The organism is Nocardioides sp. N13(2025), from assembly GCF_051912545.1.
Lineage (GTDB): Bacteria > Actinomycetota > Actinomycetes > Propionibacteriales > Nocardioidaceae > Nocardioides.
This window is the reverse complement of record NZ_CP196809.1, coordinates 980,345-1,001,826: the sequence shown is the minus strand read 5'-3', so window position 1 is coordinate 1,001,826 and position 21,482 is coordinate 980,345. Positions and strand designations below refer to the sequence as shown.

Sequence of the window (21,482 nt, the reverse complement as noted above, 5' to 3'; positions counted from 1 at the left end):
CTAGAACAGCGCTGAGGCCAGGTCGCGACGACCCGCGAGGACGCGCGGGTCGTCGTTGCCGACCGCGGCGAAGAGGCCGAGCAGGTGGTCGCGCGCGCGGGACCTCTCGGGGTCGGCGGTGCGCGCGACCAGGTTCACCAGGCGGGTGAAGGCGTCCTCGACGTGTCCACCGAGCATGTCGAGGTCCGCGACCATCGTCTGGGCGTCCACGTCGTCGGGGTTCTCCGCCGCGGCCGCCCGGGCCTGGGCCAGGTCGACGCCCTGCGTGCGCTGCATGACCTTGGCGATCGCGAGGCCGCCGGCGGCCTCCACGTCGGCGGGGTTGGAGTCGACGAGCTTCTGGTACTCCGCCACCGCCTGGTCGATGTCCCCCGCAGCGAGCGCGTCCTGGGCCGGCGCGTAGCGCGGGTCCACGACCTCCTCCTCGCCGTCGGCCGCCGGCGCACCCGCGGACCGCGGCTGGTGGCGCCCGGTGATGCCCTGGGTGGTGAACTGCTGGCCGACCTGGGTGAGCGCGGTGCGCAGCTCCTCGATCGGCAGCGGGTCCTGGATCAGCGGCATCGGGCGACCGTCGACGACGGCCACCACGAGCGGGATCGACGGGATCTGCATGGCCTGGGCGATCTGCGGGACGGCGTCGATGTCGACCCGGCCGAGGAGGTAGCGACCGTCGTGCTCGCCCACCACGGTCTCGAGGTCGTCGGCCAGCTGGCCGCTCTCGGGCATGCGGGTGCGCGAGTAGAACACCAGGAGCACCGGCGCCGTCATCGACTGCTCGAGCAGCGACTGGAAGTTCTGCTCGTCCACGACCACGCTGTACGACGACCCGCCACCGGCCGGCGTACCGGTCGGGGCACCACCGGGCCGGGCCCCTGCCTGCGGGGCGGGCTGTCCCAGACCGGAGAGGTCGATGGCTCCTGGGCGGCTGAACGGCTGCTGCGTCATGGCTCAATCCTAGGGAGGAGGCCCACGTCCGTGGGCAGGGGTCGGTAGCCTCGGACACATGGGCTCCCGGGCAACGACGCTGCCACCACGCCTGCGCCGCAACCTCGGGCTGCTCGGACGCTTCGGCGTCGTCGGGCTCTCGGGCGTCGTGGTCAACATGGTCACGCTGATCGCGCTGCGCAAGGTGGGTCCGCACTTCGACGATGCGGTCGTCGGACTGGCCATGTCGGACTTCAACCTCCGCTGGTACCACGTCTACTCCACGGCGGCCTTCCTCGTGGCGAACCTGTCCAACTTCCAGCTCAACCGCAGCTGGACCTTCCAGAGCAGCCGGCACTCGCGCTGGTGGCACGAGTACTGGCCGTTCCTGGTGGTCGGCCTCGGCGGCCAGGTCGTGGGACTCGCGCTGCTCACCCTCCTGATGCACCCCCACTCGCCGATGAGCCTGCCGACCGACGTCTTCGACGACTCGTCCGGGCTCCGCAACCGGCTCTACTGGTCGCAGCTCGTCGTGATCGGGCTGGTCACGCCCCTGTCGTTCGTGCTCAACAAGCTGTGGACCTTCGCCGCCGTCCGCACCGGTCGGCTCGACCTCGCCGATCCCCTCCACGAGGGTGAGGTGCTGCTCGAGGAGGACGTGGTCTGAGACGGCCTCGGTCGCGGCCGGGGCCGGGCACCTCCCGACCTGTCGTCAGGCGCTACCACGTGGTAGACAGTGCGCCGAAGATCGTCGGGAGGGGCGCGGGAGATATGACTTCGGGGTCATACGACTTCACCGGCTACGAGGTGCTCGTCGTCGGCGGGACGCGCGGCGACGGCCACACCCTCGCGACGTCGTTCGCGCGGGCCGGAGCATCGGTGACGGTCACCGGCACGATGATGCTGCGCGCCCTCTACGACACCGACCTGTCGCCCTTCGACTACGAGTCGGTCAACCTCGCCCGCCAGGACTCGATCGACCACCTCGTCGGCATGGTCGACCACCTCGACGTCCTCGTGCTCGCCGCCTCGTGCAACCTCCCCTTCGACCTCCCGCCGTCCGAGCGCGACTTCATCGCGGAGGCCGCCCGGTCGGGTCTGATCGGTCCGACCTTCCTCACCACGCGGCTGCGGCTCAAGCTCAGCCAGAGCCCGGCGCTCGGGGGCGGGTGCGTGGTCAACACCGGCGCCGTACGCGCCTGGCTCGAGCTCTCCAGCACGCCGGAGGAGGCCCAGGCCCAGGTCATCGAGTCGACCGCCCGTGCCGGGCAGAAGTGGGCCGGGCTCGGCGTGCGGGTCAACTCGGTGCTGCCCGCCCCACGCCAGGTGCTCCCCCGCCAGTACGCCCCGGACCCGCACGCGGTCGGCGGCAGCCGCGTCGCGGGTGGCACCCTGGTGCGCCACCAGCAGCAGCTGGGCGACGCCGTCGCGGACGCCGCCCTCTTCCTCGCCAGCAGCTCGGCCGCGCGGATCACGGGACAGACGCTCCGCCTCGGCTGAGCTCTCGCGCATTTCCGCGAAACCGCCTCGGCCGCCCGCCGGAGCGACGTACATTGATGAACAGAACTGCTACGTGCACTCCACAAGAGGGCCACGCGGCGCACCGTCACATCCGGCTCATCCCGCCGGTCCTCACTCGGAAGGACGAGCTCTCGGTGAGCGAGATCCCGATGGCCGAACCCACCCCTCAGCACGTGTCACGGCCCACGAGCCGCACCCCCATCCCCGGCGGCTCGTGGGCCGGGCGGGCCTCCCGGCACCGCCGCGACCAGGTGCGCGCCCGCGGCCCGGAGTCCACGCTCGAGGGCCCCACCGGCCCGGTCGAGTCGACCCGCGCGGTGGATGCCCCTGATGCGAGCCGCGTGCAGGAGCTCTGCGCGCCCGTCGTCCAGATGCTCATGCGCGAGCTCGACGGCCTGTCGTCGGTGCTGGTGTGCACGACCGGCGGGAGGCCGCTCGCGGCGTTCGGGCTCGCCGAGGCCGACGCGACGTCTGCCGCGCGCGGGGCGCGGTCGATGTTCACCGCCGGCGGCGGCCGCCCGGCCGGCCGGGCGGGAGACGCCGGGGTCACGACGGTCAAGCTGACCTCCGGAGCGACCCACACCGTGATCACGCTGGTCGACACCCCGGAGCACGGCGACCACCTGCTGTCCGTCGCGTGCCAGGGCGCCAGCCTGGCCGCGGTGCTGCTCCGCACGCGCCAGGCTGCCGACGACCTCCGCCCGATCCTGTCAGCGGCTGCTGTCGAGTAGCTCGTCGGCCGCGGCGTAGGGGTCGACGTCCCCGGCCGCCACGCGGCCCGCGAGGACGTCGAGGTCGGCGCCGCCGGTCTCCCCCCAGCGCGCGCGCATCGTGGCCAGGGCGATGGCCTCGACCTCGCGGCGCGCCCGGAGCGTACGCCGCCGGGTCAGCTCGCCGGACTCGGCGAGCCACTCGGCGTGCCGGTCGATCTCCGCCAGCAGCTCGTCGATGCCCTCCCCCGTGCTGGCCACGGTCTTGAGGACGGGCTGACGCCAGCCACCCTCGCGCCGCTCGGCCATCGAGAGCATCGTCCGCAGCTCGCGGCGGCTGCGGTCGGCGCCCTCGCGGTCGGCCTTGTTGACGGCGTAGACGTCGCCGATCTCGAGGATGCCGGCCTTGGCCGCCTGGATCCCGTCTCCCATGCCGGGCGCGAGCAGCACGAGCGTGGTGTCGGCCAGGCCGGCCACCTCCACCTCGCTCTGCCCGACGCCGACCGTCTCCACGATGACCACGTCGCACCCGGCCGCGTCGAGGACCCGCACAGCCTGCGGGGTCGACCACGCCAGGCCGCCGAGATGCCCGCGGGCGCCCATCGAGCGGATGTAGACGTCCTTGTCGAGGGCGTGGTCACCCATCCGCACCCGGTCGCCGAGCAGCGCGCCACCCGAGAACGGGGACGACGGGTCGATCGCCAGCACCCCGACGCGCCTGCCGGCGCGCCGCATGCCGGCGACCAGGGCGTTGGTCGAGGTCGACTTGCCGACGCCGGGCGACCCGGTGATGCCGAGCACGTGGGCGCGTCCGGCGTGCTCGCGCAGCGCTGACATCACCTCTCGCAGCAGCGGTGACGCGTCCTCGACCAGGGTGATCAGCCGGGCCACCGCCGCGGGATCACCCCGGCGTGCCCGTGCGACCAGGTCGGGGACCGCGTGGGCGCCCCGCCTGGTCACGCGTGCCTCCCCGTCCTCGTCAGGAGGCGGGGACGCGGATGATCAGCGCGTCACCCTGGCCACCGCCGCCGCACAGGGCCGCGGCACCCACGCCGCCACCGCGACGCTGGAGCTCCAGGGCCAGGTGCAGCACGATGCGCGCCCCCGACATCCCGACCGGGTGGCCGAGCGCGATCGCGCCGCCGTTGACGTTGACACGGTCCTGGTCGACGCCGAGCTGGCGCGCGGACTCGATGCCGACCGCGGCGAACGCCTCGTTGAGCTCGAAGAGGTCGATGTCGGAGACCGCGATGCCCTCCTTCTCCGCCGCCTTCGCGATGGCGTTGGCAGGCTGGAGCTGGAGCGAGGAGTCGGGGCCGGCGACCTGGCCGGAGGCGCCGATCTCGGCGATCCAGGTCAGGCCGAGCTCCTCCGCCTTGACCTTGCTCATCACGACCACGGCGCAGGCGCCGTCGGAGATCTGGGACGCCGAGCCGGCGGTGATGCTGCCCTCCTTGGCGACGGGACGCAGGCCGGCGAGGGACTCGACGGTGGTGTCCCCGCGCACGCCCTCGTCCTCGGCGACCGTGATGTCGCCCTTGCGCGTCGAGATGGTCACCGGGACGACCTCGTCGTCGAAGAGGCCGTTCTTCCAGGCGAGAGCAGCGCGCTGGTGCGACTGGGCCGCGAACGCGTCCTGCTCCTCGCGGGTCAGGTTGGCGCCGGCCGCGTTGCAGCCGTCGGTCAGGTTGATCATCGCCTGGTGGGTGAACTGGTCGTAGAGCGCGTCGTAGGCCATCGAGTCGACGAGCGCGGTGTCGCCGTACTTGAAGCCCTCACGGCTCTTGGGAAGCAGGTGCGGGGCCTGCGTCATCGACTCCATGCCGCCGGCGACGACGACCTCGTGCTCACCGGCACGGATCAGCTGGTCGGCCATCGCGATGGCGTTGATGCCGGAGAGGCATACCTTGTTGATGGTGATGGAGGGGACGCTCATCGGGATACCGGCCTTGACGGCGGCCTGGCGGGCGGTGATCTGACCCGTGCCGGCCTGGATGACCTGGCCCATGATCACGTAGTCGACCTGCTCGCCGGTGACGCCGGCCTTCTCCAGGGCGCCCTTGATGGCGACCCCACCGAGGTCGGCCGCCGACTGGTCCTTGAGGCCACCGAGCAGGCGACCGATCGGGGTGCGGGCCCCGGCGACGATGACGGATCCGGTCATGAGCTGTTCCTCCAGGCGTTGCGAGATGGGCGGCAGGTGCCGTCGATTCGGACGATACCCACCGCTCCTGTGGCTCCGGGAGGGGGTGAGCGGGCATTCACCGTGAGGCACACGTCACACCCCCTCGCGCCCCGCGCCGGTGAAGTGCACGATGTGCTCCATGAGCGCGCCCGACCTGCCTGCCGACGTCCAGCACCTGTTCACCGCCATCGACCACGTCGGCATCGCCGTGCCCGACCTCGACGAGGCGATGGCCTTCTACCGCGACGCCTACGGCATGCGGGTCCTCCACGAGGAGGTCAACGAGGAGCAGGGCGTGCGCGAGGCGATGGTCGGGGTCGGCGACTCGGGCTCGTGCATCCAGCTGCTGGCCCCGCTGACGCCCGAGTCGACCATCGCGAAGTTCCTCGATCGCAACGGCCAGGGCATCCAGCAGCTCGCGTTCCGGGTCGACGACGTCGAGCACGTCGCCGCCGTGCTACGCGAGCGGGGGCTGCGCCTGTTGTACGACGCCCCCCGGCGCGGCACCTCCGACAGCCGGGTCAACTTCATCCACCCCAAGGACGCGGGCGGTGTCCTGGTCGAGCTGGTGGAGCCCGCCGCCCACGCACACTGAGCAAGCCACGCGAGGTATCTCACACCTCCGCCCACGCGAGGTTACTCGCCGGTATCTTCACCCCCGATCGTCACACCGATGCCTCACACACCGTGATTTCAGGAGACACCCGTGCACAACATCCTCGAAGCCATCCAGTCCGGCGACGCCACCTCTGAGGACTTCGCCAGCCTCGAGCTCCCCGAGTCCTACCGCGCCGCCTTCGTGAAGAAGGACGAGGTCGACATGTTCGAGGGGATGACCTCGAAGGAGAAGGACCCGCGCAAGTCGCTCCACGTCGACGAGGTCCCGCTGCCCGAGCTCGGCCCGGGCGAGGCCTTCGTCGCGGTGATGGCCAGCGCCATCAACTACAACACCGTGTGGACCTCGATCTTCGAGCCGGTCTCCACCTTCGGCTTCCTCGAGCGCTACGGCCGCAACTCCGAGCTGACCAAGCGCCACGACCTGCCCTACCACGTGGTGGGCTCGGACCTGTCCGGCGTCGTGCTGAAGACGGGTCCCGGCGTCACGAAGTGGAAGCCGGGTGACCGCGTGGTCGCCCACTGCCTCTCGGTGGAGCTCGAGGGTCCCGACGGCCACAACGACACGATGCTCGACACCGAGCAGCGGATCTGGGGCTTCGAGACCAACTTCGGCGGCCTGGCCGACGTCGCGATGGTCAAGGCGAACCAGCTCATGCCCAAGCCCGAGCACCTCACCTGGGAGGAGGCCGCCTCCCCCGGCCTCGTCAACTGCACGGCGTACCGCCAGCTGGTCTCCAAGAACGGCGGCGACATGAAGCAGGGCGACAACGTCCTCATCTGGGGCGCCTCAGGCGGCCTCGGCGGCTTCGCGACGCAGTACGCCCTCAACGGCGGCGCCACGCCCGTGTGCGTGGTCTCCAACGAGGAGAAGGCCGCCATCGCCCGCAGCATGGGCGCGGAGCTGATCATCAACCGCTCCGAGGAGGGCTACAAGTTCTGGAACGACGAGGGCACCGAGCAGGACCCCCGCGAGTGGAAGCGCTTCGGCGCCCGCATCCGCGAGCTCACCGGCGGCGAGGACATCGACATCGTCTTCGAGCACCCCGGGCGTGAGACCTTCGGCGCCTCGGTCTTCGTCACCCGCAAGGGCGGCACCATCACCACCTGCGCGTCGACCTCGGGCTACATGCACGAGTACGACAACCGCTACCTGTGGATGAACCTCAAGCGGATCATCTCCAGCCACTTCGCCAACTACCGCGAGTCGTGGGAGGCCAACCGCCTCATCGCCAAGGGCAAGATCCACCCGACCCTGTCGAAGACCTACACCCTCGACGAGGTCGGCCAGGCCTCGCTCGACGTCCACCAGAACGCCCACCAGGGCAAGGTCGGCGTCCTGTGCCTCTCCCCCGAGGAGGGCCTCGGCGTCCTCGACCACGAGATGCGCGCGCAGCACGAGACCGCGATCAACCGGTTCCGGGGCGTCTGACCCCACCCCTTCGGAGGACCTCCGAGACACCTCGCACCCCGGTTCGCGGGCCGAAAATCCGGTCGCCCGCGAGCCGGGGTGTGTTCTTCCCCGGGCATCGGACAGACTGGCACCCGACGAGCAAGACAAGCAGTCCGTACGACGTGAGAGTGGGTGTCGCAGCATGAGCTCCGACAAGGGTCTGTCCATCTTCGACGAGCCGGAGTCCTCCGACGAGGCGGCCGAGGAGACCCAGGTGCTCCCGGTCACACCGAAGGACCAACCGAAGGCGGCGACCACCCCGGCAGCGAAGCCGGCGAAGCCCGCCGAGCCGGCACCGACGTCGGAGCCGGCCGCGACCGAGGCGCCGCGGACCGAGCCGGTCAGGGCGGCGAAGCCCGCCGAGCCCGAGGTCGAGGCCACCCGCCGGGCCCCCGTGGTCCCGCCGGCTGCGACCCCGGCTGCCACCCCGTCGGGCCCCGCCGCACCGCGCCCGCCGGCCCAGCCGGTGCCGGCGCCCTCGGCGGCCCCGCTGCCGCTGGTGCGCCGCGGCGGCTACGACAAGGCGGCCGTCGACCAGCGCGTGGGCCAGCTCCAGACCGAGAAGTCCGGCCTCGCGAGCAGCCTGGCGAGCAGCGAGCAGCGCGTGATCGAGCTCGAGGCCGAGCTCGAGCGCCTGCGCTCCGAGCTGGAGGAGAACGCCAACCCGACCTACGCCGGACTCGGTGGCCGCGCCACGTCGATGCTCAGGCTGGCCGAGGACGAGGCCTCCGACGTGCGTGCCGCCGGTCGCCGTGACGCCGCCGAGATCAGGGCCCAGGCCGACCGCGACGCCCAGAGCATCCGCGCCGACGCCGCCCGCGAGGCCGACGACATGCGCATGGTGCAGCTCAAGGAGCTCGACGAGATGCGCTCCCGGCTCACCGCCGACGCCGAGACCGAGCGCAGCCTGGCCAAGGCCGAGGCCGAGGACGTCCTGGCCGCCGCGCGGCGCGAGGCCGACCAGCTCCGGCTGGCCGCCCAGCAGGAGACCAACGAGCTGCGCGTGACCGCGACGCGCGAGGCCGAGCAGGCCCGCGCCGCCGCGGACCGGGAGGTGCAGGAGGCCCGACGCACGCTCGCGGTGGAGAAGGAGCGGCTCACCCGCGAGGCGGCCGACCACCACAGCAACGCCACAGCTGAGACCCAGCGCCTCGTCGCAGAGGCCGAGGAGCGCGCCAACGCCGCCGAGCAGCGTGCCCGCGAGGCCACTGCCCAGGCCAACAGCCACCGCCAGCAGGCCCAGAGCGAGGCCGAGGGCCTGCTGACCCGCGCGCGCCGCGAGGCCGAGCAGATCGTGGCGTCGGCCCGCACCCAGGCCGACTCGATCGGGACGACGCGCGCTGCGGAGGCCGAGCGCGAGCTCGCCAACATCCAGGCCGAGGTCGACCGGGTCGCCAAGCGGCGCGACGCGATCACCGCCCAGCTCGGGGCCCTGCGCGACGTGGTCGCCGGGTTCGACGAGGACCGGTCCTGAGCTGGGGCACCCGGCTCCGGGAGGCGATCGCCTCCCGCGACGCCGGGGAGGACACCCCGACGGACACCGCCGGCACCGAGCCGGCCACTGCGGGTGGGGCCGTGGAGCAGGCGAGCACCCACGCCGACCGCGCCGAGGCTGCGGCCGACGCCGCCGAGGAGTCCGCGCAGTCGGCCGCTGACATCGCCGAGGAGATCGACGACGCCACCGACCTCGTGGTCGACGACGCGACGCCGGCGCCGTACGTCCCCGTCGAGCCCGTCGCGCCGCCGGCCCAGCTGCTGCGGCACTCCCCCTTCAACATCGGCTTCTTCGGGGCGCTGGGCGCCCTCATCGCGATCTTCCTGTCCCAGCAGCTCCTCAGCATCTCCTCGATCCTGATCCTGCTGGTGATGTCGATGTTCCTGGCGATCGGGCTCAACCCGGTGGTGGAGTTCTTCATGCGCCGCGGGCTGCGCCGCGGCCTGTCGGTGCTCCTCGTGCTGGTCGTGGTGATCAGCGTGCTGACGCTCTTCGTCGTCGCCGTCGCCCCGGTGATCAGCGAGCAGATCGCCCTGATCACGCGCAACGCTCCCGGCTGGCTCGACGACCTCCAGACCAACCGGCAGGTGCAGAAGCTCGACGACAAGTACGACGTCATCGCCAAGGCGCGCGACTACATCCAGAACGGCGACTTCGGGCAGAGGGTGTTCGGCGGCGCCCTCGGGGTCGGCCTCCGGGTGCTCTCCGCCCTGACCAACAGCCTGATCGTGCTCGTGCTGATGATCTACTTCCTCGCCTCGCTGCCGAGCATCAAGCACGCGGGCTACTCGCTCGCCCCGGCCTCGAAGCGTCCGCGGGTCAGCGACCTGGGCGACCGCATCATCCGCTCCACCGGGGCCTACGTCGCCGGCGCGTTCCTCGTCGCGCTGTGCGCCGGGCTGAGCACGCTGGTCTTCTCGTTCATCGTCGGGCTCGGCGACTACGCCTTCGCGCTCGCGTTCGTGGTGGGCCTGTTCTCGCTCATCCCGGTCGTCGGTGCGTTCATCTCCGGCGCGATCATGACGCTGCTGGGCCTGACGGTCTCACCGACCGTGGCGCTGGTCGCGCTGGTCTACTACCTCGCCTACCAGCAGGTCGAGTCCTACTTCATCTACCCGCGGATCATGAAGAAGTCGGTCGACATCCCGGGCTCGGTGACCGTGGTCGCCGCCCTGGTCGGCGGCTCCCTCATGGGCGTCGTCGGCGCCCTGCTGGCCGTGCCGGTCGCGGCGGCGCTCCTGCTGCTGCACCGCGAGGTGTTCCTCAAGCGGCAGGACGCTCGCTGACCGGCTCGGGCTCGGGCAGGGGCTCGACCAGCAACGGTGCACGCCCCTCGCCCAGCTTGACCACCACGACGCCGGCCAGGACCAGCAGACCACCTGCCAGCTGGATCGCGCGGGGCAGCTCGCCGAGCAGCAGCCAGGTCCAGAGCACGGCCGCGAGGACCTCCCCGAGCGCGACGAACGACGCGAGCCGGCTGCCGAGGCGGCGGCCGGCCGCGATCCCGGTGACGTAGGCGAAGGCAGCCGTCACCAGCCCCAGTGCGAGGACGGGCTGCCACCAGGGCAGCGAGAAGCCGGCGTAGACGGCGTCCGCGGTGGACACGTCGAACGGCAGCACGCCGATCGCGGCGGCGCCGAGCAGGAGCGCCCCACCGACCAGCAGCCCACCGGCGGCCAGGCTGATGCCGGGCAGGCCGTTGCTCTCGTCAGCGGAGATGACGAAGTACGACGCCGCCCCGACCATGGCGCCCAGCGCCCACAGCACGCCCACGGTGCTCAGCTCGGCGCCCGAGACGACGTCGAGCACGAGCACGAGGCCGCAGGCCGCGATCGCAGCACCCAGCAGGGTCAGGCCCGACGGCCGGTGCCCGTGGCGCAGCCACAGCCACATCACGACCGCGACGGGCGCGGTGTACTCCAGCAGGAGCGCGACGCTGACCTGCATGTAGGTGACGGCGTAGAAGTAGCACAGCTGGGCGCCCGCGACCGCGGAGGTGCCGTAGACGGCGACGATGCCCGCGTTGTCGCGCACGAGGTGCCAGCGACCGCGCAGGGCCAGGATGCCCGGGACCAGGAGGACGGCGGCCGCGATGGCGACCCGGAGCCCGACCGCCGCCCCGGCGCTCCACCCGGTGTCGAGCAGGCCGCGCGCGAGCGCACCGGACAGCCCGAACGACGTCGCCGACGCCACGGCGAGGAGCAGGCCCGCGCCCGCCCGGGACGCAGCAATGTCATGGGTCAAAGACGTCACGGTCATGACCGTATGGCGCGAGTGTGTAATGTGTCAACATGCTTTTCACGGATGACACCGACGCGGCCCTGCAGGCAGCGGTCGCGCTGGTCAACTCCACCGACGAGCCCGGCGACCCGCTCGGCTCGGTCGACGACCTGTCCGCGTTCCTGGCCGGCTGGTCCTACACCGGGCGCCACGACGCCACGCCGGCCGAGCTCGAGGCCGTACGTCGCCTGCGTCCCGCGCTCAAGGCCCTGCTGCTGGCCGAGCGCGACGAGGCGGTGGAGATCGTCAACGCCATGCTCGCCGAGGCCAAGGCACTCCCCCAGCTCCAGCGCCACGACCAGTGGGACTGGCACCTGCACGCGGTCGACCCGGACCGGCCGCTCGACGAGCGGGTGGTCGTGGAGACGGCCATGGCGATGGTCGACGTGATCCGCGCCGACGAGATGTCGCGTCTCGACCGGTGTGCGGCCGACGACTGCGACGACGTCGTGCTCGACCTGTCGCGCAACCGCTCCCGCCGCTACTGCTCGACCACCTGCGGCAACCGCGAGGCCGTCGCGGCCTACCGCGCCCGCCAGAAGGCCTGAGCCGGGTCCGAGCCGGAGCCCGTCAGGCGAGGAACCGCTTCATCACCTCGAGGAAGACCTCGGGCTGCTCGGAGTGGACCCAGTGGCCGGCGTCCTTGACCATCACCCGGCGGTTGCGCGGGAAGCGGCGGTCCATCTCCACCGCGTGCTCGTCGGAGATGTAGTCCGAGCGGGCGCCTCCCACCCACAGCACAGGACCGTCGTACGACGCGTCCCCCAGCGCCTCATCGGGCCACCCGGTGAGGCCGTCCATGTGCTCGCCGAGCAGGTCGAGGTTGAGCTGCCAGTGCCAGCCGTCGTCGGTGCGCCGCAGGTTCTGCAGCAGGAAGCTGCGCACCACGCGGTTGGGCACCGCCTCGCGCAGGGCCTCCTCGGCCTGGTCACGCCGCTCGATGGCGGAGAGGTCCATCGACCGCATGGTCTCGATGTAGCCGACGAACTCGCGACCGCTCGGGTAGGCCACCGGTGCGACGTCGACCACCGCGAGGCGCTCGACCTGCTCGGGGTGCCGCAGCGCGAGGCACATCGCGATCTTGCCGCCCATCGAGTGGCCCACGAGCGCCACCGGCCCCTCGGGCTCGAGCTGTGCGGCCACCAGGTCGGCCAGCTCGACGTAGTCGAACGTCTCGGTCCACGGCGAGCGCCCGTGGTTGGGCATGTCGAGCAGCAGCACCCGGTGCTCGGAGCTCAGTGCCTTGGCGACCTGCCTCCAGTTCTTGCCCTGGCCGAACAGGCCGTGGCAGAACGCGACCGTCGACCCGTGTCCCGGGGACCCACCGAGGACAGTCGTGTGCAGGCTCACCCGGCCATCCTGCCGCAGCAGGCGGGATCAGACGCGGGCGGGCTGGTCCTCGGCGGTCAGCGGCTGCGCGATGTCCTCGAGCGCCTGCCCCTCGGCCTTGACGCCGAGGAAGATCTCGACGACCCCGCCGATCACCATCAGGGCGGCGCCGATGAAGTAACCGATCGCGATGCCCGTGATGTCGCCGCTCTCGCTGGCGTTGTCGATGAGGCGGCCGAACAGCAGCGGTCCGGTGATGCCGCCGGCGGCGGTGCCGATGGCATAGAAGAACGCGATGCACAGCGCCCGGGTCTCCATCGGGAAGATCTCGGAGGCGGTCAGGTACGCCGCGCTCGCACCGGCGGAGGCGAAGAAGAAGATCACCGCACCGAAGAGCGTCAGGGTCACCGCGGTCAGGCTGCCGAGCATGGTGCCGGCGACGGCCAGCAGGACGCCGGAGAGGATGTAGGTGCCCGCGATCATCCGCACCCGCCCCAGCGAGTCGAAGAGCGGGCTGAGCAGCAGGGCGCCGAGGAAGTTGCTGGCGGCGAAGACCGCGAGGTACCACCCGGTCTGCTTGACGTCGAGGAACGTGCCGAGGGTGTCGCCGTAGGTGAAGAAGAAGGCGTTGTAGAGGAACGCCTGGCCCACGAAGAGCGAGAAGCACAGGATCGTGCGACGCGGATACATCGTGAAGACGGTCCTGGCGATGAGCGCGAGGCTGATCGTCCTGCGCTGGCGGATGGTGATCGTGTCGTCGACGCCGCGCAGCTTCTCGCCGGTCTCCTCCTCCACGGTGCGCTCGATGCCGCGGACGATGCGCTCGGCCTCCTCCTCGCGCTCGTGGATGAAGAGCCAGCGCGGGCTCTCCGGGACGTGCCGGCGCACGATGAGGATCCCGACCGCGAGGATCGCCCCGAGCGCGAAGGCCGCGCGCCAGCCCCAGCTCGGGTCGACGACGTGGGGGTCGAGCAGCGGGATGGTGAGCAGCGAGCCCAGCGCGGCACCCACCCAGAACGAGCCGTTGATCGCGACGTCGACGCGGCCCCGGTACTTCGCCGGGATGAGCTCGTCGATCGCGGAGTTGATGGCGGCGTACTCGCCACCGATGCCGGTGCCGGTGAGGAAGCGGCAGGCGAAGTACCACGCCGGGTTCATCGAGAACGCGGTCAGCACCGTGGCGACCGTGTAGACGCCGAGGGTGATGAGGAAGAGCTTCTTGCGGCCGAACCGGTCGGTGAGCTGTCCGAAGAACAGCGCGCCGACGCACGCGCCGGCGACGTACATCGCTCCGGCCATGCCCACGTCTGAGCTCGACAGGCCCAGGCCGGTGTCGTTGGGCTTGAGCGCCTCCGACATCGAGCCGACGATCGTGACCTCGAGGCCGTCGAGGATCCAGACGGTGCCGAGCCCGATGACCACCAGCCAGTGCCATCGGGCCCACGGCAGCCGGTCCATCCGGGCGGGGATGTCAGTGGTGATCGTGCCTGTCTCGACTCCGGCCATGCCTGGCGACGCTAGACCTGCGCGCACCGGGCGAGCACACCCCTGAGGGCGAACGCCCCCGACTGCGGTGCGGGCTCAGAAGTCGAAGCCGTCGAAACCGTCGAACATGCCGCCGATGCCGTCGCCGATGCCGCCGAAGAGGTCGCCGATGCCCTCGCCGATCGCCCCGATGCCGTCACCGATGCCGTCGAAGCCGCCGCCGAAGAGCATGCCCATGAACATCCAGTCCATCGGCGAGAACGTGCCGAAGTAGCCCTGGGCGTAGGGCTGGTAGGCGCGCCCGCCCTGCCAGTAGGGCACCCGGCGCGACCCGACCATCACCTTGCGGATGTCGGGCTCGGCACCGGCACGCACCCGCTCGACGTCGAGCGCGCACGCCGGGACGTCACGCGAGGTGCCGCCCGGCGGCGTCCACGGGACGTCGGCGACCGACAGGCCGTGGCGCGGGTCGAAGAAGCAGGGAGGACGACGCTGCGGGAGCGGCTGCCCGGCCACGCGGGCCCGCACGCAGGCCATGGCGTAGCGCCCGTCCTCGAGGATCTCCGTGACGTGCCGGACGTCCTCGGCGCGGGTCAGCCCGGCCGCGGCGACCTTGGCGGCCTCGTAGGAGTCGAGCGCACGCTGGTAGTCGGCGTTGGCGCCCGGGTCGAGCTGCTCCCCGGCCAGGTCGATGTCGAGGTCCTGGAGCTCGACGCCCAGCGCGGTGACGTCCTCCTCGGCCAGCCGCTTCACGGGCGCCACCTCGGCCTCGACGCGTGCCAGCTCGCGGTTCTTGCCCGACTTCCCGGCCGCCACGGCGACCGCGACGAGCCCGCCGAGGACGACCAGCACGAGGACGAGTTCCATGGGCCCAGCGTACGAGAGGCGACAAGGTCCGCACGCACGAGCAGGTCGCCCACCGTCCCCCGACGATGTGCGACCTGCTCAGAGAGGCGGCCGGTGGGCTGCGGGACCCTCCCCTGTGCGGTCCCGACACCCTCGGCGTACGAGTACCCTCCCGCGAACACCCCGGTGTCAGCATCCGTAGTCCTACGTATCTCTCGTGCGCGAGGCGATAGGTTCGGTGCGTGCTGTCCCCGTGCCTCGGTCGCGACGACGTCCAGCGTGCGTTGGGCGAGGCACTCGACGAGTCCCGCTGGGTCACGGTCGTCGGCCCTCCCGGCAGCGGCAAGACGCTCCTGGTGCGCCACGCCGCCGCCGACTCCGCAGCCTCCTGGGTCGACGCGCGCAACCTGCGCAGCCTCGACGACGTGCTCGTCGCCGCGTTGGAGAGCCTCGAGTCGGAGACGGCACCCGGCGACTCGCTCGCCGGCGCCCTCGGGAGAGCCGTGGACGGCCGCGAGTGCCTGCTGGTGCTCGACGGGCTCGACCTCGACGCCACCGACGCCGGGCCCGCGCTGCAGACGATGCTCGAGATCACCACCGACGCCCGCGTGGTGGTCACCGCCCGGACCACCGCCGGCCAGCCGCTCGAGACGGTCGTGCGCGTCGGCCCGCTGCCGGTGCCCTCCCAGCGCGCACCCCTGGAGGGGCCGGCCGTCGAGCTGTTCCTGCGCCGCATCCGCGCCGCCGGGGGCCAGCAGGTCGACCTCGCCACCCACGCCCACGAGGTACGCCGCCTGCTGAGCGCCACCGGCGGCCTGCCGCTGCTGATCGAGCAGGTGGCCGTCCAGTCGGCGCTCGTCGGCCTCAGCAACGCGATGTCGACCGTGAGCCTCGACCAGGCGGTCGACTCCGCGCACGCGCTGCTCGACGACGCGAGCGCGTCCGCGTTGCGGCGCATCGGCCTGCTGGACTTCCCGGTGGGACTCGGCGTGCTCGCCCGCGTGCTCGACGTACCCGTGCCCGAGGCGGCGGAGCTGGCCGGCAACCTCGTGCGCCGCAGCCTCCTCGAGGTCGACCAGCGTGGTCGCTTCGACATGCTCTCCCCCATCCGCGGGCGGGCCCGTGCGCTGGCCGGCGCGGACGACGTCGCCGCGGTGCAGTCCGGCCTGCTCGGCTGGGCGCAGAGCCATGCGCCGGAGCACGACAACTTCGGCGCCGCCGACGCCGAGTGGCTGCGCGACCTGCCGGCCATGCGCCACGCCGTGCTCTCCGCGTGCGCCAACCCCGAGACCCGCGCGGAGGGCTACTCCGTGGCCAACCGCATCTACTCCTCGCTCTACACCTCGATGCGCACCCGCGAGGCGGTCGAGATCATGGAGGGGGCGCTCGCCAGCGGCGACGGCCCCCCGGCGATCGGTGCCCAGATGGCTCGACGCGCGGGCATCGCCGCGTCGGAGATGCGCGGCACCTACGAGGGGCTCTGGCTGCTCGACCGCGCCGACGAGCACGCCTCCTCGGCGCCCCGCCCGGAGGAGCAGCTGGCCAAGACCGCGTCGATCCGAGCCGAGATGCACCTCGACGCCGGCGACCTCGAGCGCGCCGAGCAGGAGGCGCGACGCGCCATCGAGCTCGACCCCGAGGGCTCGATGCGCCGCCAGGCCACCCGCACGCTGGCCGACCTCTACGCCTCGCAGGGCCGCTTCGCCGAGGCCGCGCGTGCGGCCGACGAGGCGATGCCGGCGCGCACCAGCCGTGACGAGCGCTGGATCGACCTCTCGCTGCGCACCGTGCTGGCCCGCATCGCCCTCGAGCAGGGGCGCATCGCCGAGGCGGTGGCCGGCACCCGGGCGGTCGTCCTCGAGGCCCGCGAGCTCGCGGAGGACCGCGTCGGCCTGCTGGCCGAGACGCTGCTCCGCGGGCTCGACCCGACCTGGGTGCCCACCGAGGTCGTCCGCGAGACGCTGCCGTGGGCGGTCCGGCTCCCGGTGCTGGCCCAGGACGGCCGCGACCTGCTGGTGCGCGGGGAGGCACGTCAGGCGGCCGGACTGGCGGCGGACGTGGTGGCGCTCGCCGACTCGGCCCGCCTGGGTCGCGACGGCGTCGACGCCCGGCTGCTGCTCGGACGTGCCCTGGTCGACCTCGGCGACCTCGAGCAGGCCACCACGACGTACCTCACCGCCCTCGAGCAGTGCCGCACCATGCGGCTCCCCCTGCGCGCTGCCGACGTGCTCGACGGGCTGGCAGGGGTCGCCCGGTCCCGGGAGCTGCCCGAGGCGCGCGCCCTGGCGGCCGCCGCCTTCGCGCTGCGCACGCCACGGATGGCCGTCCGCTGGGGCTACTCCGCCGACTACGACGTGGTGCCCGCCGCTCGCGCGCCCCAGGAGTGGATCGACGGCGACGAGCTGTCCGGGGACGCCGTCGCCTCGATCACGGCGGTCTTCAACCGGCCCGCGACCGCACCCCCGTCGGTGCTCGACTCGCTGACCGCCGCCGAGCGGCTGGTCGCCGAGCGGGTGGCCCACGGCCTCACGAGCCGCAAGATCGCCGAGGAGCTCTTCGTCTCCCCCCGCACGGTCGACGCCCACCTGACGCACATCTACCGCAAGCTCGACATCAACACCCGCGCCCGCTTGGCCGCGCTGGTGATGGAGCAGTCCCACCTGTCGACCTAGGTGCGGCTGTCGGTGGCGGGCTGCAGGATGGGTGCATGATCCGGACCATCCAGGTGACCTTCGACGCGCACGACCCCGAGGCCCTCTCCCGCTTCTGGGCCGCCGCGATGGGCTACGTCAACCCACCGCCGCCCGGCCACGAGCTCGAGCCCGGCCAGGACCCCTTCGACGCGTGGCACGACTTCCTCGCCCGAGCCGGGGTGCCGGAGTCGGAGTGGAACTCCGCGTCCGCCGCCCAGGACCCCGACGGCCATGGCCCGCGCCTGTTCTTCCAGCAGGTCCCGGAGGGCAAGAGCGCCAAGAACCGGGTCCACCTCGACCTCCGGGCCGCCCCGGGGCTGGAGGGCGAGGAGCGGATGGCCGCCCTCGAGGCCGAGTGCGGCCGACTCGTCGCCCTCGGCGCGACCCGGGTGGAGCGGCACGAGCCGTCCCCGCCCATGACGGCCGGTCACATCGTGATGACCGACCCCGAGGGCAACGAGTTCTGCCTCGACTGACGCCCGTGAGGGGTCAGCGCGCGCTGTAGTCGCGGAAGCCGCGCCCCGCCTTGCGCCCGAGGTAGCCGGCCGTCACCAGGTGCTCCAGCAGCGGCGCCGGCGAGAAGCCCGGCTCGCGGAACTCGAGGTAGAGCTCCTTCTGGATCGCGAGCGAGACGTCGTTGCCGACCACGTCGAGCAGCTCGAACGGTCCCATCGGCAGGGCGCAGCCCAGCTTCATCGCCGTGTCGATGTCGTCGGCGGTCGCGTAGTGCGCCTCGAGCATCTTGACCGCGTCGTTGAGGTAGGGGAACAGCAGCGCGTTGACGATGAAACCGGCACGGTCGCCGCACTTCACGGCCACCTTGCCGACCTTGTCGCACAGCGCGAGCACGGTCTCGGTGACGGCCTCGTCGGTGGCGACGGTGGACACCACCTCGACCAGCTTCATGATCGCGGCGGGGTTGAAGAAGTGCATGCCGATGACGTCCTGCGGGCGCTTGGTCACCTTGGCCATGGAGATGATCGGCAGCGACGACGTCGTGGTCGCGAGGATCGCGCCGGGCTTGCAGATCTCGTCGAGGTTCTCGAACAGCGTGGTCTTGACGGCGAGGTCCTCGGCGATGGCCTCGACGACGATGTCGACGTCCTTGAGGTCGTCGAGCGAGGTGGTGCCGCGGACCCGGCCGAGCACCTCGGTCTTCTGCTCCTCGGTGGCGCGACCGCGCTGGATCTGCTTGTCGAAGTTCTTCGTGATCGTGGCGACCACGCCGTCGACCTTGTCCTGGCCGCGACCGGTGAAGAGCACGTCGTAGCCGGCCTTCGCGAAGACCTCGACGATGCCCGAGGCCATGGTGCCGGTGCCCACGACGCCGACGAGCTTGATGTCGTGGCGCAGCTGCGGCTTGTCGTCCTCGCTGGGGGTCTGCGCGTCGGCGACGACGATCGGGGAGTCCGGCGCCTCGTAGGTGTAGAAGCCGCGACCCGACTTGCGGCCCAGCAGACCCGCGGTGACGTACTGCTTGAGGATCGGCGCGGGCGCGTGCAGGCGGTCGCGGCCCTGCTTGTACATCGTGTCGAGGATCTCGTAGGCGGTGTCGAGCCCGATGAGGTCGAGCAGCGCTAGCGGGCCCATGGGGTAGCCGCAGCCGAACCGCATCGCGGCGTCGATGTCCTCGCGCGAGGCGTACTTGCCCTCGTACATCGAGACCGCGTGGTTGAGGTAGCCGAAGAGCAGGGTGTTGGCGATGAATCCGGCCTTGTCGCCGCAGACGACGGGGTTCTTGCCGAGGCCGCGCAGCAGGCCCTCGACCGCCGCGAGGACCTCGGGCTCGGTGACGACGGTGCGGATGATCTCGACGAGGTTCTGCACGGGCGCCGGGTTGAAGAAGTGGACGCCGATGACCCGGCCGGGCGCGGAGTTGGCGGTCGAGATCTCCGTGACGCTGAGGGAGGAGGTGTTCGTGGCGAGGATCGCGTCCGGTCGCACGATGCCGTCCAGCGTCCGGAAGATCGACTTCTTGACCTCCAGCGACTCCACCACGGCCTCGACCACGAGGTCGGCGACGGCGAGGTCCTGCATCTCGGTGGAGAGGGTGATCCGGCCGAGCAGCTCGTCGGCCTGCTCCTGGGTCATCTTCTCGCGCTTGACCGCGCGCCCCGTGGAGTGCTCGAGGTGCTGGCGGCCGCGCTCGAGGCCGGCGTCGTTGAGCTCGACCCCGATCACCCGGTAGCCGTTGCGGGCGAAGACCTCGGCGATGCCGGCGCCCATGGTGCCGAGGCCGATCACGCCGACGGTGGTGAACTCGCGAGTAGCCGTGTCAGTCATGGACGCATGCTCCCACGCCCTCCCCGCATCGCGGGTGTGGGAACCGTCACTCTCCGGAGCGGGCGCGCAGCACACGCCGCATCCAGATCCACCGACCGTGCCGGGACAGGCCGAGTCGCTCCTCGTCGGCCGAGATGGCGGGCTGCGCCGCGGGGCGTACTGCGTGGTCGGCCACCGGGTCCCTGTAGATTCGCCCGTCGTGAGGATCGTCGTCGCACGCTGCCAGGTGGACTACGCCGGACGGCTCTCGGCCCACCTGCCGCTCGCCACCCGCGTCCTGATGCTCAAGTCGGACGGTTCGGTGCTGATCCACTCCGACGGCGGCTCCTACAAGCCGCTCAACTGGATGTCACCGCCGTGCACCGTGCGCGAGGGCGTCTCCGAGGACGGCCAGCCCGAGTGGCTGGTGACCGCGACCAAGTCCGACGACACCCTGCGGATCCTCATCGACGAGGTCCTCCACGACTCCTCCCACGACCTCGGCGTCGACCCGGGCCTGCAGAAGGACGGAGTCGAGAAGCACCTCCAGGAGCTGCTCGCCGAGCACCCCGCCACGCTCGCCGACGGGCTCACGCTCGTGCGACGCGAGTTCATGACGGCCATCGGCCCGGTCGACCTGATGTGCCGCGACGCCGACGGGCTGTCGGTCGCGGTCGAGATCAAGCGCCGCGGCGAGATCGACGGCGTCGAGCAGCTCACCCGCTACCTCGAGCTGCTCAACCGCGACCCGATGCTCACCAGCAAGGGCCCCGTGCGCGGCATCTACGCCGCCCAGGAGATCAAGCCCCAGGCTCGCGTGCTCGCCACCGACCGCGGCATCGCCTGCGCCCTCGTCGACTACGACGCCCTCCGCGGCATGGACGACGCAGAGCACCGGCTGTTCTGAGGCGTCGTTCGGCGCGGTCCGCGGTTGCTCCCCGCTGAACTTCCACTCGTGCGAGTCGAAGTTCAGCCCCAGGTGACACGAGCTGAGCGTGAACCCTGAAGAAGGTCCACTCCGACGAGTGGATCTTCAGGACGACCCCTCACCCGGCGGCACGCGGCGGTCAGCCCGCCCACTCGCGCGAGCGGCGCAGGACCTCGACCAGGAGGTGGGCGTAGCCGCGGGCGTCGTCGATGGCCCGGTGGGTGTGCTCGACGTCGCCGAACCACGCCGTCGGCAGGTCGTGCACCGAGAACGTCGCGGGGTCCCCGCCCACGAGCCCGCAGGCGAGGCTCTTGAGGCACAGGCCGGGGCCGTGGAAGAGGCGGTCGTCGACGTAGAGGCCCTCGCAGATCGCGTACGACGTGAAGCGGCGCAGGTAGTGGTCGACGTAGTGGCCGTCGAAGCCGAGCGGCGAGGCCACGAACTCGCGCTCCTCCCCCAGGCCCTGCACCCAGGCCACGAAGCCGGCCATCACCTCCGGTACCGGCCGCGGGTCCGTGGTGGCCGCGGCGACCACCTCGGGCGGCTGGGTGGCGAACCACTCCCACACCCGCGGGTCGGGCTGAGCGCCCGGCAGGCCGGCCAGCACGGCCTCGAACTCCCCCACCTGCTCGCCGGACGCGGTCACCGCGACCGAGGCCAGGGAGAGCATCGAGTTGGCGCCGGGCACGAACCCGTCCACCTCGATGTCGGTCACGACGTACACGCGCTCGGCGGTCCCGGGATCAGCCATGGCGT

General features: G+C 71.8%; 21 protein-coding genes. 11 read left to right on the top strand and 10 right to left on the bottom strand.

From position 1 onward, the window contains the following. Positions 1-945: a co-chaperone YbbN gene (locus ACS3YM_RS04880; protein ID WP_439938953.1), complete on the bottom strand. Its 945-nt coding sequence runs from the start codon at positions 943-945 to the stop codon at positions 1-3. A 58-nt stretch (positions 946-1,003) separates the two neighbouring features. Here ACS3YM_RS04880 and ACS3YM_RS04875 point away from each other — a divergent pair, with 58 nt between their 5' ends. The 3 genes from ACS3YM_RS04875 (at position 1,004) to ACS3YM_RS04865 (ending at position 3,176) form a co-directional block, all read left to right on the top strand. Next, entirely contained in the window at positions 1,004-1,591 is a 588-nt protein-coding gene (locus ACS3YM_RS04875; RefSeq protein WP_439938952.1) for a GtrA family protein, read from the top strand. A gap of 104 nt (positions 1,592-1,695) precedes the next feature. Then, on the top strand, positions 1,696-2,424 hold the full coding sequence (locus tag ACS3YM_RS04870) for an SDR family oxidoreductase (protein ID WP_439938951.1): 729 nt from the start codon (positions 1,696-1,698) through the stop codon (positions 2,422-2,424). Positions 2,425-2,579: 155 nt separating this feature from the next. After that, the gene (locus ACS3YM_RS04865) at positions 2,580-3,176 is read left to right on the top strand and encodes a hypothetical protein (protein ID WP_439938950.1); all 597 of its coding nucleotides are present in this window, start codon (positions 2,580-2,582) and stop codon (positions 3,174-3,176) included. Here ACS3YM_RS04865 and meaB read toward each other — a convergent pair. Together meaB and ACS3YM_RS04855 are read right to left on the bottom strand one after the other, a co-directional pair. After that, positions 3,156-4,115: a methylmalonyl Co-A mutase-associated GTPase MeaB gene (gene meaB / locus ACS3YM_RS04860; protein ID WP_439938948.1), complete on the bottom strand. Its 960-nt coding sequence runs from the start codon at positions 4,113-4,115 to the stop codon at positions 3,156-3,158. The genes ACS3YM_RS04865 and meaB overlap by 21 nt on opposite strands. 19 nt (positions 4,116-4,134) lie before the next feature. Next, positions 4,135-5,319: an acetyl-CoA C-acetyltransferase gene (locus ACS3YM_RS04855; protein ID WP_439938947.1), complete on the bottom strand. Its 1,185-nt coding sequence runs from the start codon at positions 5,317-5,319 to the stop codon at positions 4,135-4,137. Positions 5,320-5,479: 160 nt separating this feature from the next. Here ACS3YM_RS04855 and mce point away from each other — a divergent pair, with 160 nt between their 5' ends. The 4 genes from mce to ACS3YM_RS04835 all read left to right on the top strand — a co-directional run bounded on the left by mce (position 5,480) and on the right by ACS3YM_RS04835 (position 10,189). Next, positions 5,480-5,935 (top strand): methylmalonyl-CoA epimerase, encoded by a 456-nt coding sequence (gene mce / locus ACS3YM_RS04850; protein ID WP_439938946.1) that lies wholly within the window; start codon positions 5,480-5,482, stop codon positions 5,933-5,935. Positions 5,936-6,046: 111 nt separating this feature from the next. Continuing rightward, a complete protein-coding gene (gene ccrA / locus ACS3YM_RS04845; RefSeq protein WP_439938945.1) occupies positions 6,047-7,387 on the top strand; it encodes a crotonyl-CoA carboxylase/reductase in 1,341 nt (446 codons plus the stop codon). Between the two features lie 163 nt (positions 7,388-7,550). Beyond that, entirely contained in the window at positions 7,551-8,882 is a 1,332-nt protein-coding gene (locus ACS3YM_RS04840) for a hypothetical protein (RefSeq protein WP_439938944.1), read from the top strand. A 101-nt stretch (positions 8,883-8,983) separates the two neighbouring features. Further along, a complete protein-coding gene (locus ACS3YM_RS04835; protein ID WP_439938943.1) occupies positions 8,984-10,189 on the top strand; it encodes an AI-2E family transporter in 1,206 nt (401 codons plus the stop codon). Here the strand turns inward: ACS3YM_RS04835 and ACS3YM_RS04830 are convergent. After that, positions 10,167-11,162: an EamA family transporter gene (locus ACS3YM_RS04830; protein WP_439938942.1), complete on the bottom strand. Its 996-nt coding sequence runs from the start codon at positions 11,160-11,162 to the stop codon at positions 10,167-10,169. The two genes, ACS3YM_RS04835 and ACS3YM_RS04830, sit on opposite strands and share 23 nt — an antisense overlap. A 32-nt stretch (positions 11,163-11,194) precedes the next feature. On the opposite strand from ACS3YM_RS04830, the gene ACS3YM_RS04825 reads away from it, so the two are divergent. Continuing rightward, positions 11,195-11,731: a CGNR zinc finger domain-containing protein gene (locus ACS3YM_RS04825; protein ID WP_439938941.1), complete on the top strand. Its 537-nt coding sequence runs from the start codon at positions 11,195-11,197 to the stop codon at positions 11,729-11,731. Positions 11,732-11,753: 22 nt separating this feature from the next. On the opposite strand, the gene ACS3YM_RS04820 is transcribed toward ACS3YM_RS04825, so the two are convergent. The 3 genes from ACS3YM_RS04820 to ACS3YM_RS04810 form a co-directional block, all read right to left on the bottom strand. After that, the gene (locus tag ACS3YM_RS04820) at positions 11,754-12,533 is read right to left on the bottom strand and encodes an alpha/beta fold hydrolase (protein WP_439938940.1); all 780 of its coding nucleotides are present in this window, start codon (positions 12,531-12,533) and stop codon (positions 11,754-11,756) included. A 27-nt stretch (positions 12,534-12,560) separates the two neighbouring features. Then, positions 12,561-14,018, bottom strand: a complete 1,458-nt coding sequence (locus tag ACS3YM_RS04815; protein WP_439938939.1) for an MFS transporter — start codon at positions 14,016-14,018, stop codon at positions 12,561-12,563. Positions 14,019-14,093: 75 nt separating this feature from the next. Then, entirely contained in the window at positions 14,094-14,864 is a 771-nt protein-coding gene (locus tag ACS3YM_RS04810; protein WP_439938938.1) for a hypothetical protein, read from the bottom strand. Between the two features lie 221 nt (positions 14,865-15,085). Between ACS3YM_RS04810 and ACS3YM_RS04805 the strand changes: the two genes are divergently transcribed. Then, a complete protein-coding gene (locus ACS3YM_RS04805; protein WP_439938937.1) occupies positions 15,086-17,515 on the top strand; it encodes a LuxR C-terminal-related transcriptional regulator in 2,430 nt (809 codons plus the stop codon). A 35-nt stretch (positions 17,516-17,550) separates the two neighbouring features. After that, on the top strand, positions 17,551-18,012 hold the full coding sequence (locus ACS3YM_RS04800; RefSeq protein WP_439938936.1) for a VOC family protein: 462 nt from the start codon (positions 17,551-17,553) through the stop codon (positions 18,010-18,012). A 13-nt stretch (positions 18,013-18,025) separates the two neighbouring features. On the opposite strand, the gene ACS3YM_RS04795 is transcribed toward ACS3YM_RS04800, so the two are convergent. Together ACS3YM_RS04795 and ACS3YM_RS04790 are read right to left on the bottom strand one after the other, a co-directional pair. Then, the gene (locus tag ACS3YM_RS04795; protein WP_439938935.1) at positions 18,026-19,819 is read right to left on the bottom strand and encodes a 3-hydroxyacyl-CoA dehydrogenase family protein; all 1,794 of its coding nucleotides are present in this window, start codon (positions 19,817-19,819) and stop codon (positions 18,026-18,028) included. Between the two features lie 46 nt (positions 19,820-19,865). Then, complete coding sequence (locus tag ACS3YM_RS04790) at positions 19,866-19,994, bottom strand: hypothetical protein (RefSeq protein ID WP_439938934.1); 129 nt, start codon at positions 19,992-19,994, stop codon at positions 19,866-19,868. Positions 19,995-20,018: 24 nt separating this feature from the next. Here ACS3YM_RS04790 and nucS point away from each other — a divergent pair, with 24 nt between their 5' ends. Then, complete coding sequence (nucS, locus tag ACS3YM_RS04785) at positions 20,019-20,705, top strand: endonuclease NucS (RefSeq protein WP_439938933.1); 687 nt, start codon at positions 20,019-20,021, stop codon at positions 20,703-20,705. Between the two features lie 160 nt (positions 20,706-20,865). Here the strand turns inward: nucS and ACS3YM_RS04780 are convergent, their stop codons facing one another. Further along, on the bottom strand, positions 20,866-21,477 hold the full coding sequence (locus ACS3YM_RS04780; protein WP_439938932.1) for a hypothetical protein: 612 nt from the start codon (positions 21,475-21,477) through the stop codon (positions 20,866-20,868). Positions 21,478-21,482: the final 5 nt, after the last annotated feature.

Coding starts and splice junctions, on each gene's coding strand:
- ACS3YM_RS04880 (WP_439938953.1), bottom strand. CDS start 945: ATGACGCAGCAGCCGTTCAGCCGCCCAGGAGCCATCGACCTCTCCGGT.
- ACS3YM_RS04875 (WP_439938952.1), top strand. CDS start 1,004: ATGGGCTCCCGGGCAACGACGCTGCCACCACGCCTGCGCCGCAACCTC.
- ACS3YM_RS04870 (WP_439938951.1), top strand. CDS start 1,696: ATGACTTCGGGGTCATACGACTTCACCGGCTACGAGGTGCTCGTCGTC.
- ACS3YM_RS04855 (WP_439938947.1), bottom strand. CDS start 5,319: ATGACCGGATCCGTCATCGTCGCCGGGGCCCGCACCCCGATCGGTCGC.
- mce (WP_439938946.1), top strand. CDS start 5,480: ATGAGCGCGCCCGACCTGCCTGCCGACGTCCAGCACCTGTTCACCGCC.
- ACS3YM_RS04840 (WP_439938944.1), top strand. CDS start 7,551: ATGAGCTCCGACAAGGGTCTGTCCATCTTCGACGAGCCGGAGTCCTCC.
- ACS3YM_RS04830 (WP_439938942.1), bottom strand. CDS start 11,162: ATGACCGTGACGTCTTTGACCCATGACATTGCTGCGTCCCGGGCGGGC.
- ACS3YM_RS04825 (WP_439938941.1), top strand. CDS start 11,195: ATGCTTTTCACGGATGACACCGACGCGGCCCTGCAGGCAGCGGTCGCG.
- ACS3YM_RS04815 (WP_439938939.1), bottom strand. CDS start 14,018: ATGGCCGGAGTCGAGACAGGCACGATCACCACTGACATCCCCGCCCGG.
- ACS3YM_RS04810 (WP_439938938.1), bottom strand. CDS start 14,864: ATGGAACTCGTCCTCGTGCTGGTCGTCCTCGGCGGGCTCGTCGCGGTC.
- ACS3YM_RS04800 (WP_439938936.1), top strand. CDS start 17,551: ATGATCCGGACCATCCAGGTGACCTTCGACGCGCACGACCCCGAGGCC.
- ACS3YM_RS04795 (WP_439938935.1), bottom strand. CDS start 19,819: ATGACTGACACGGCTACTCGCGAGTTCACCACCGTCGGCGTGATCGGC.
- ACS3YM_RS04780 (WP_439938932.1), bottom strand. CDS start 21,477: ATGGCTGATCCCGGGACCGCCGAGCGCGTGTACGTCGTGACCGACATC.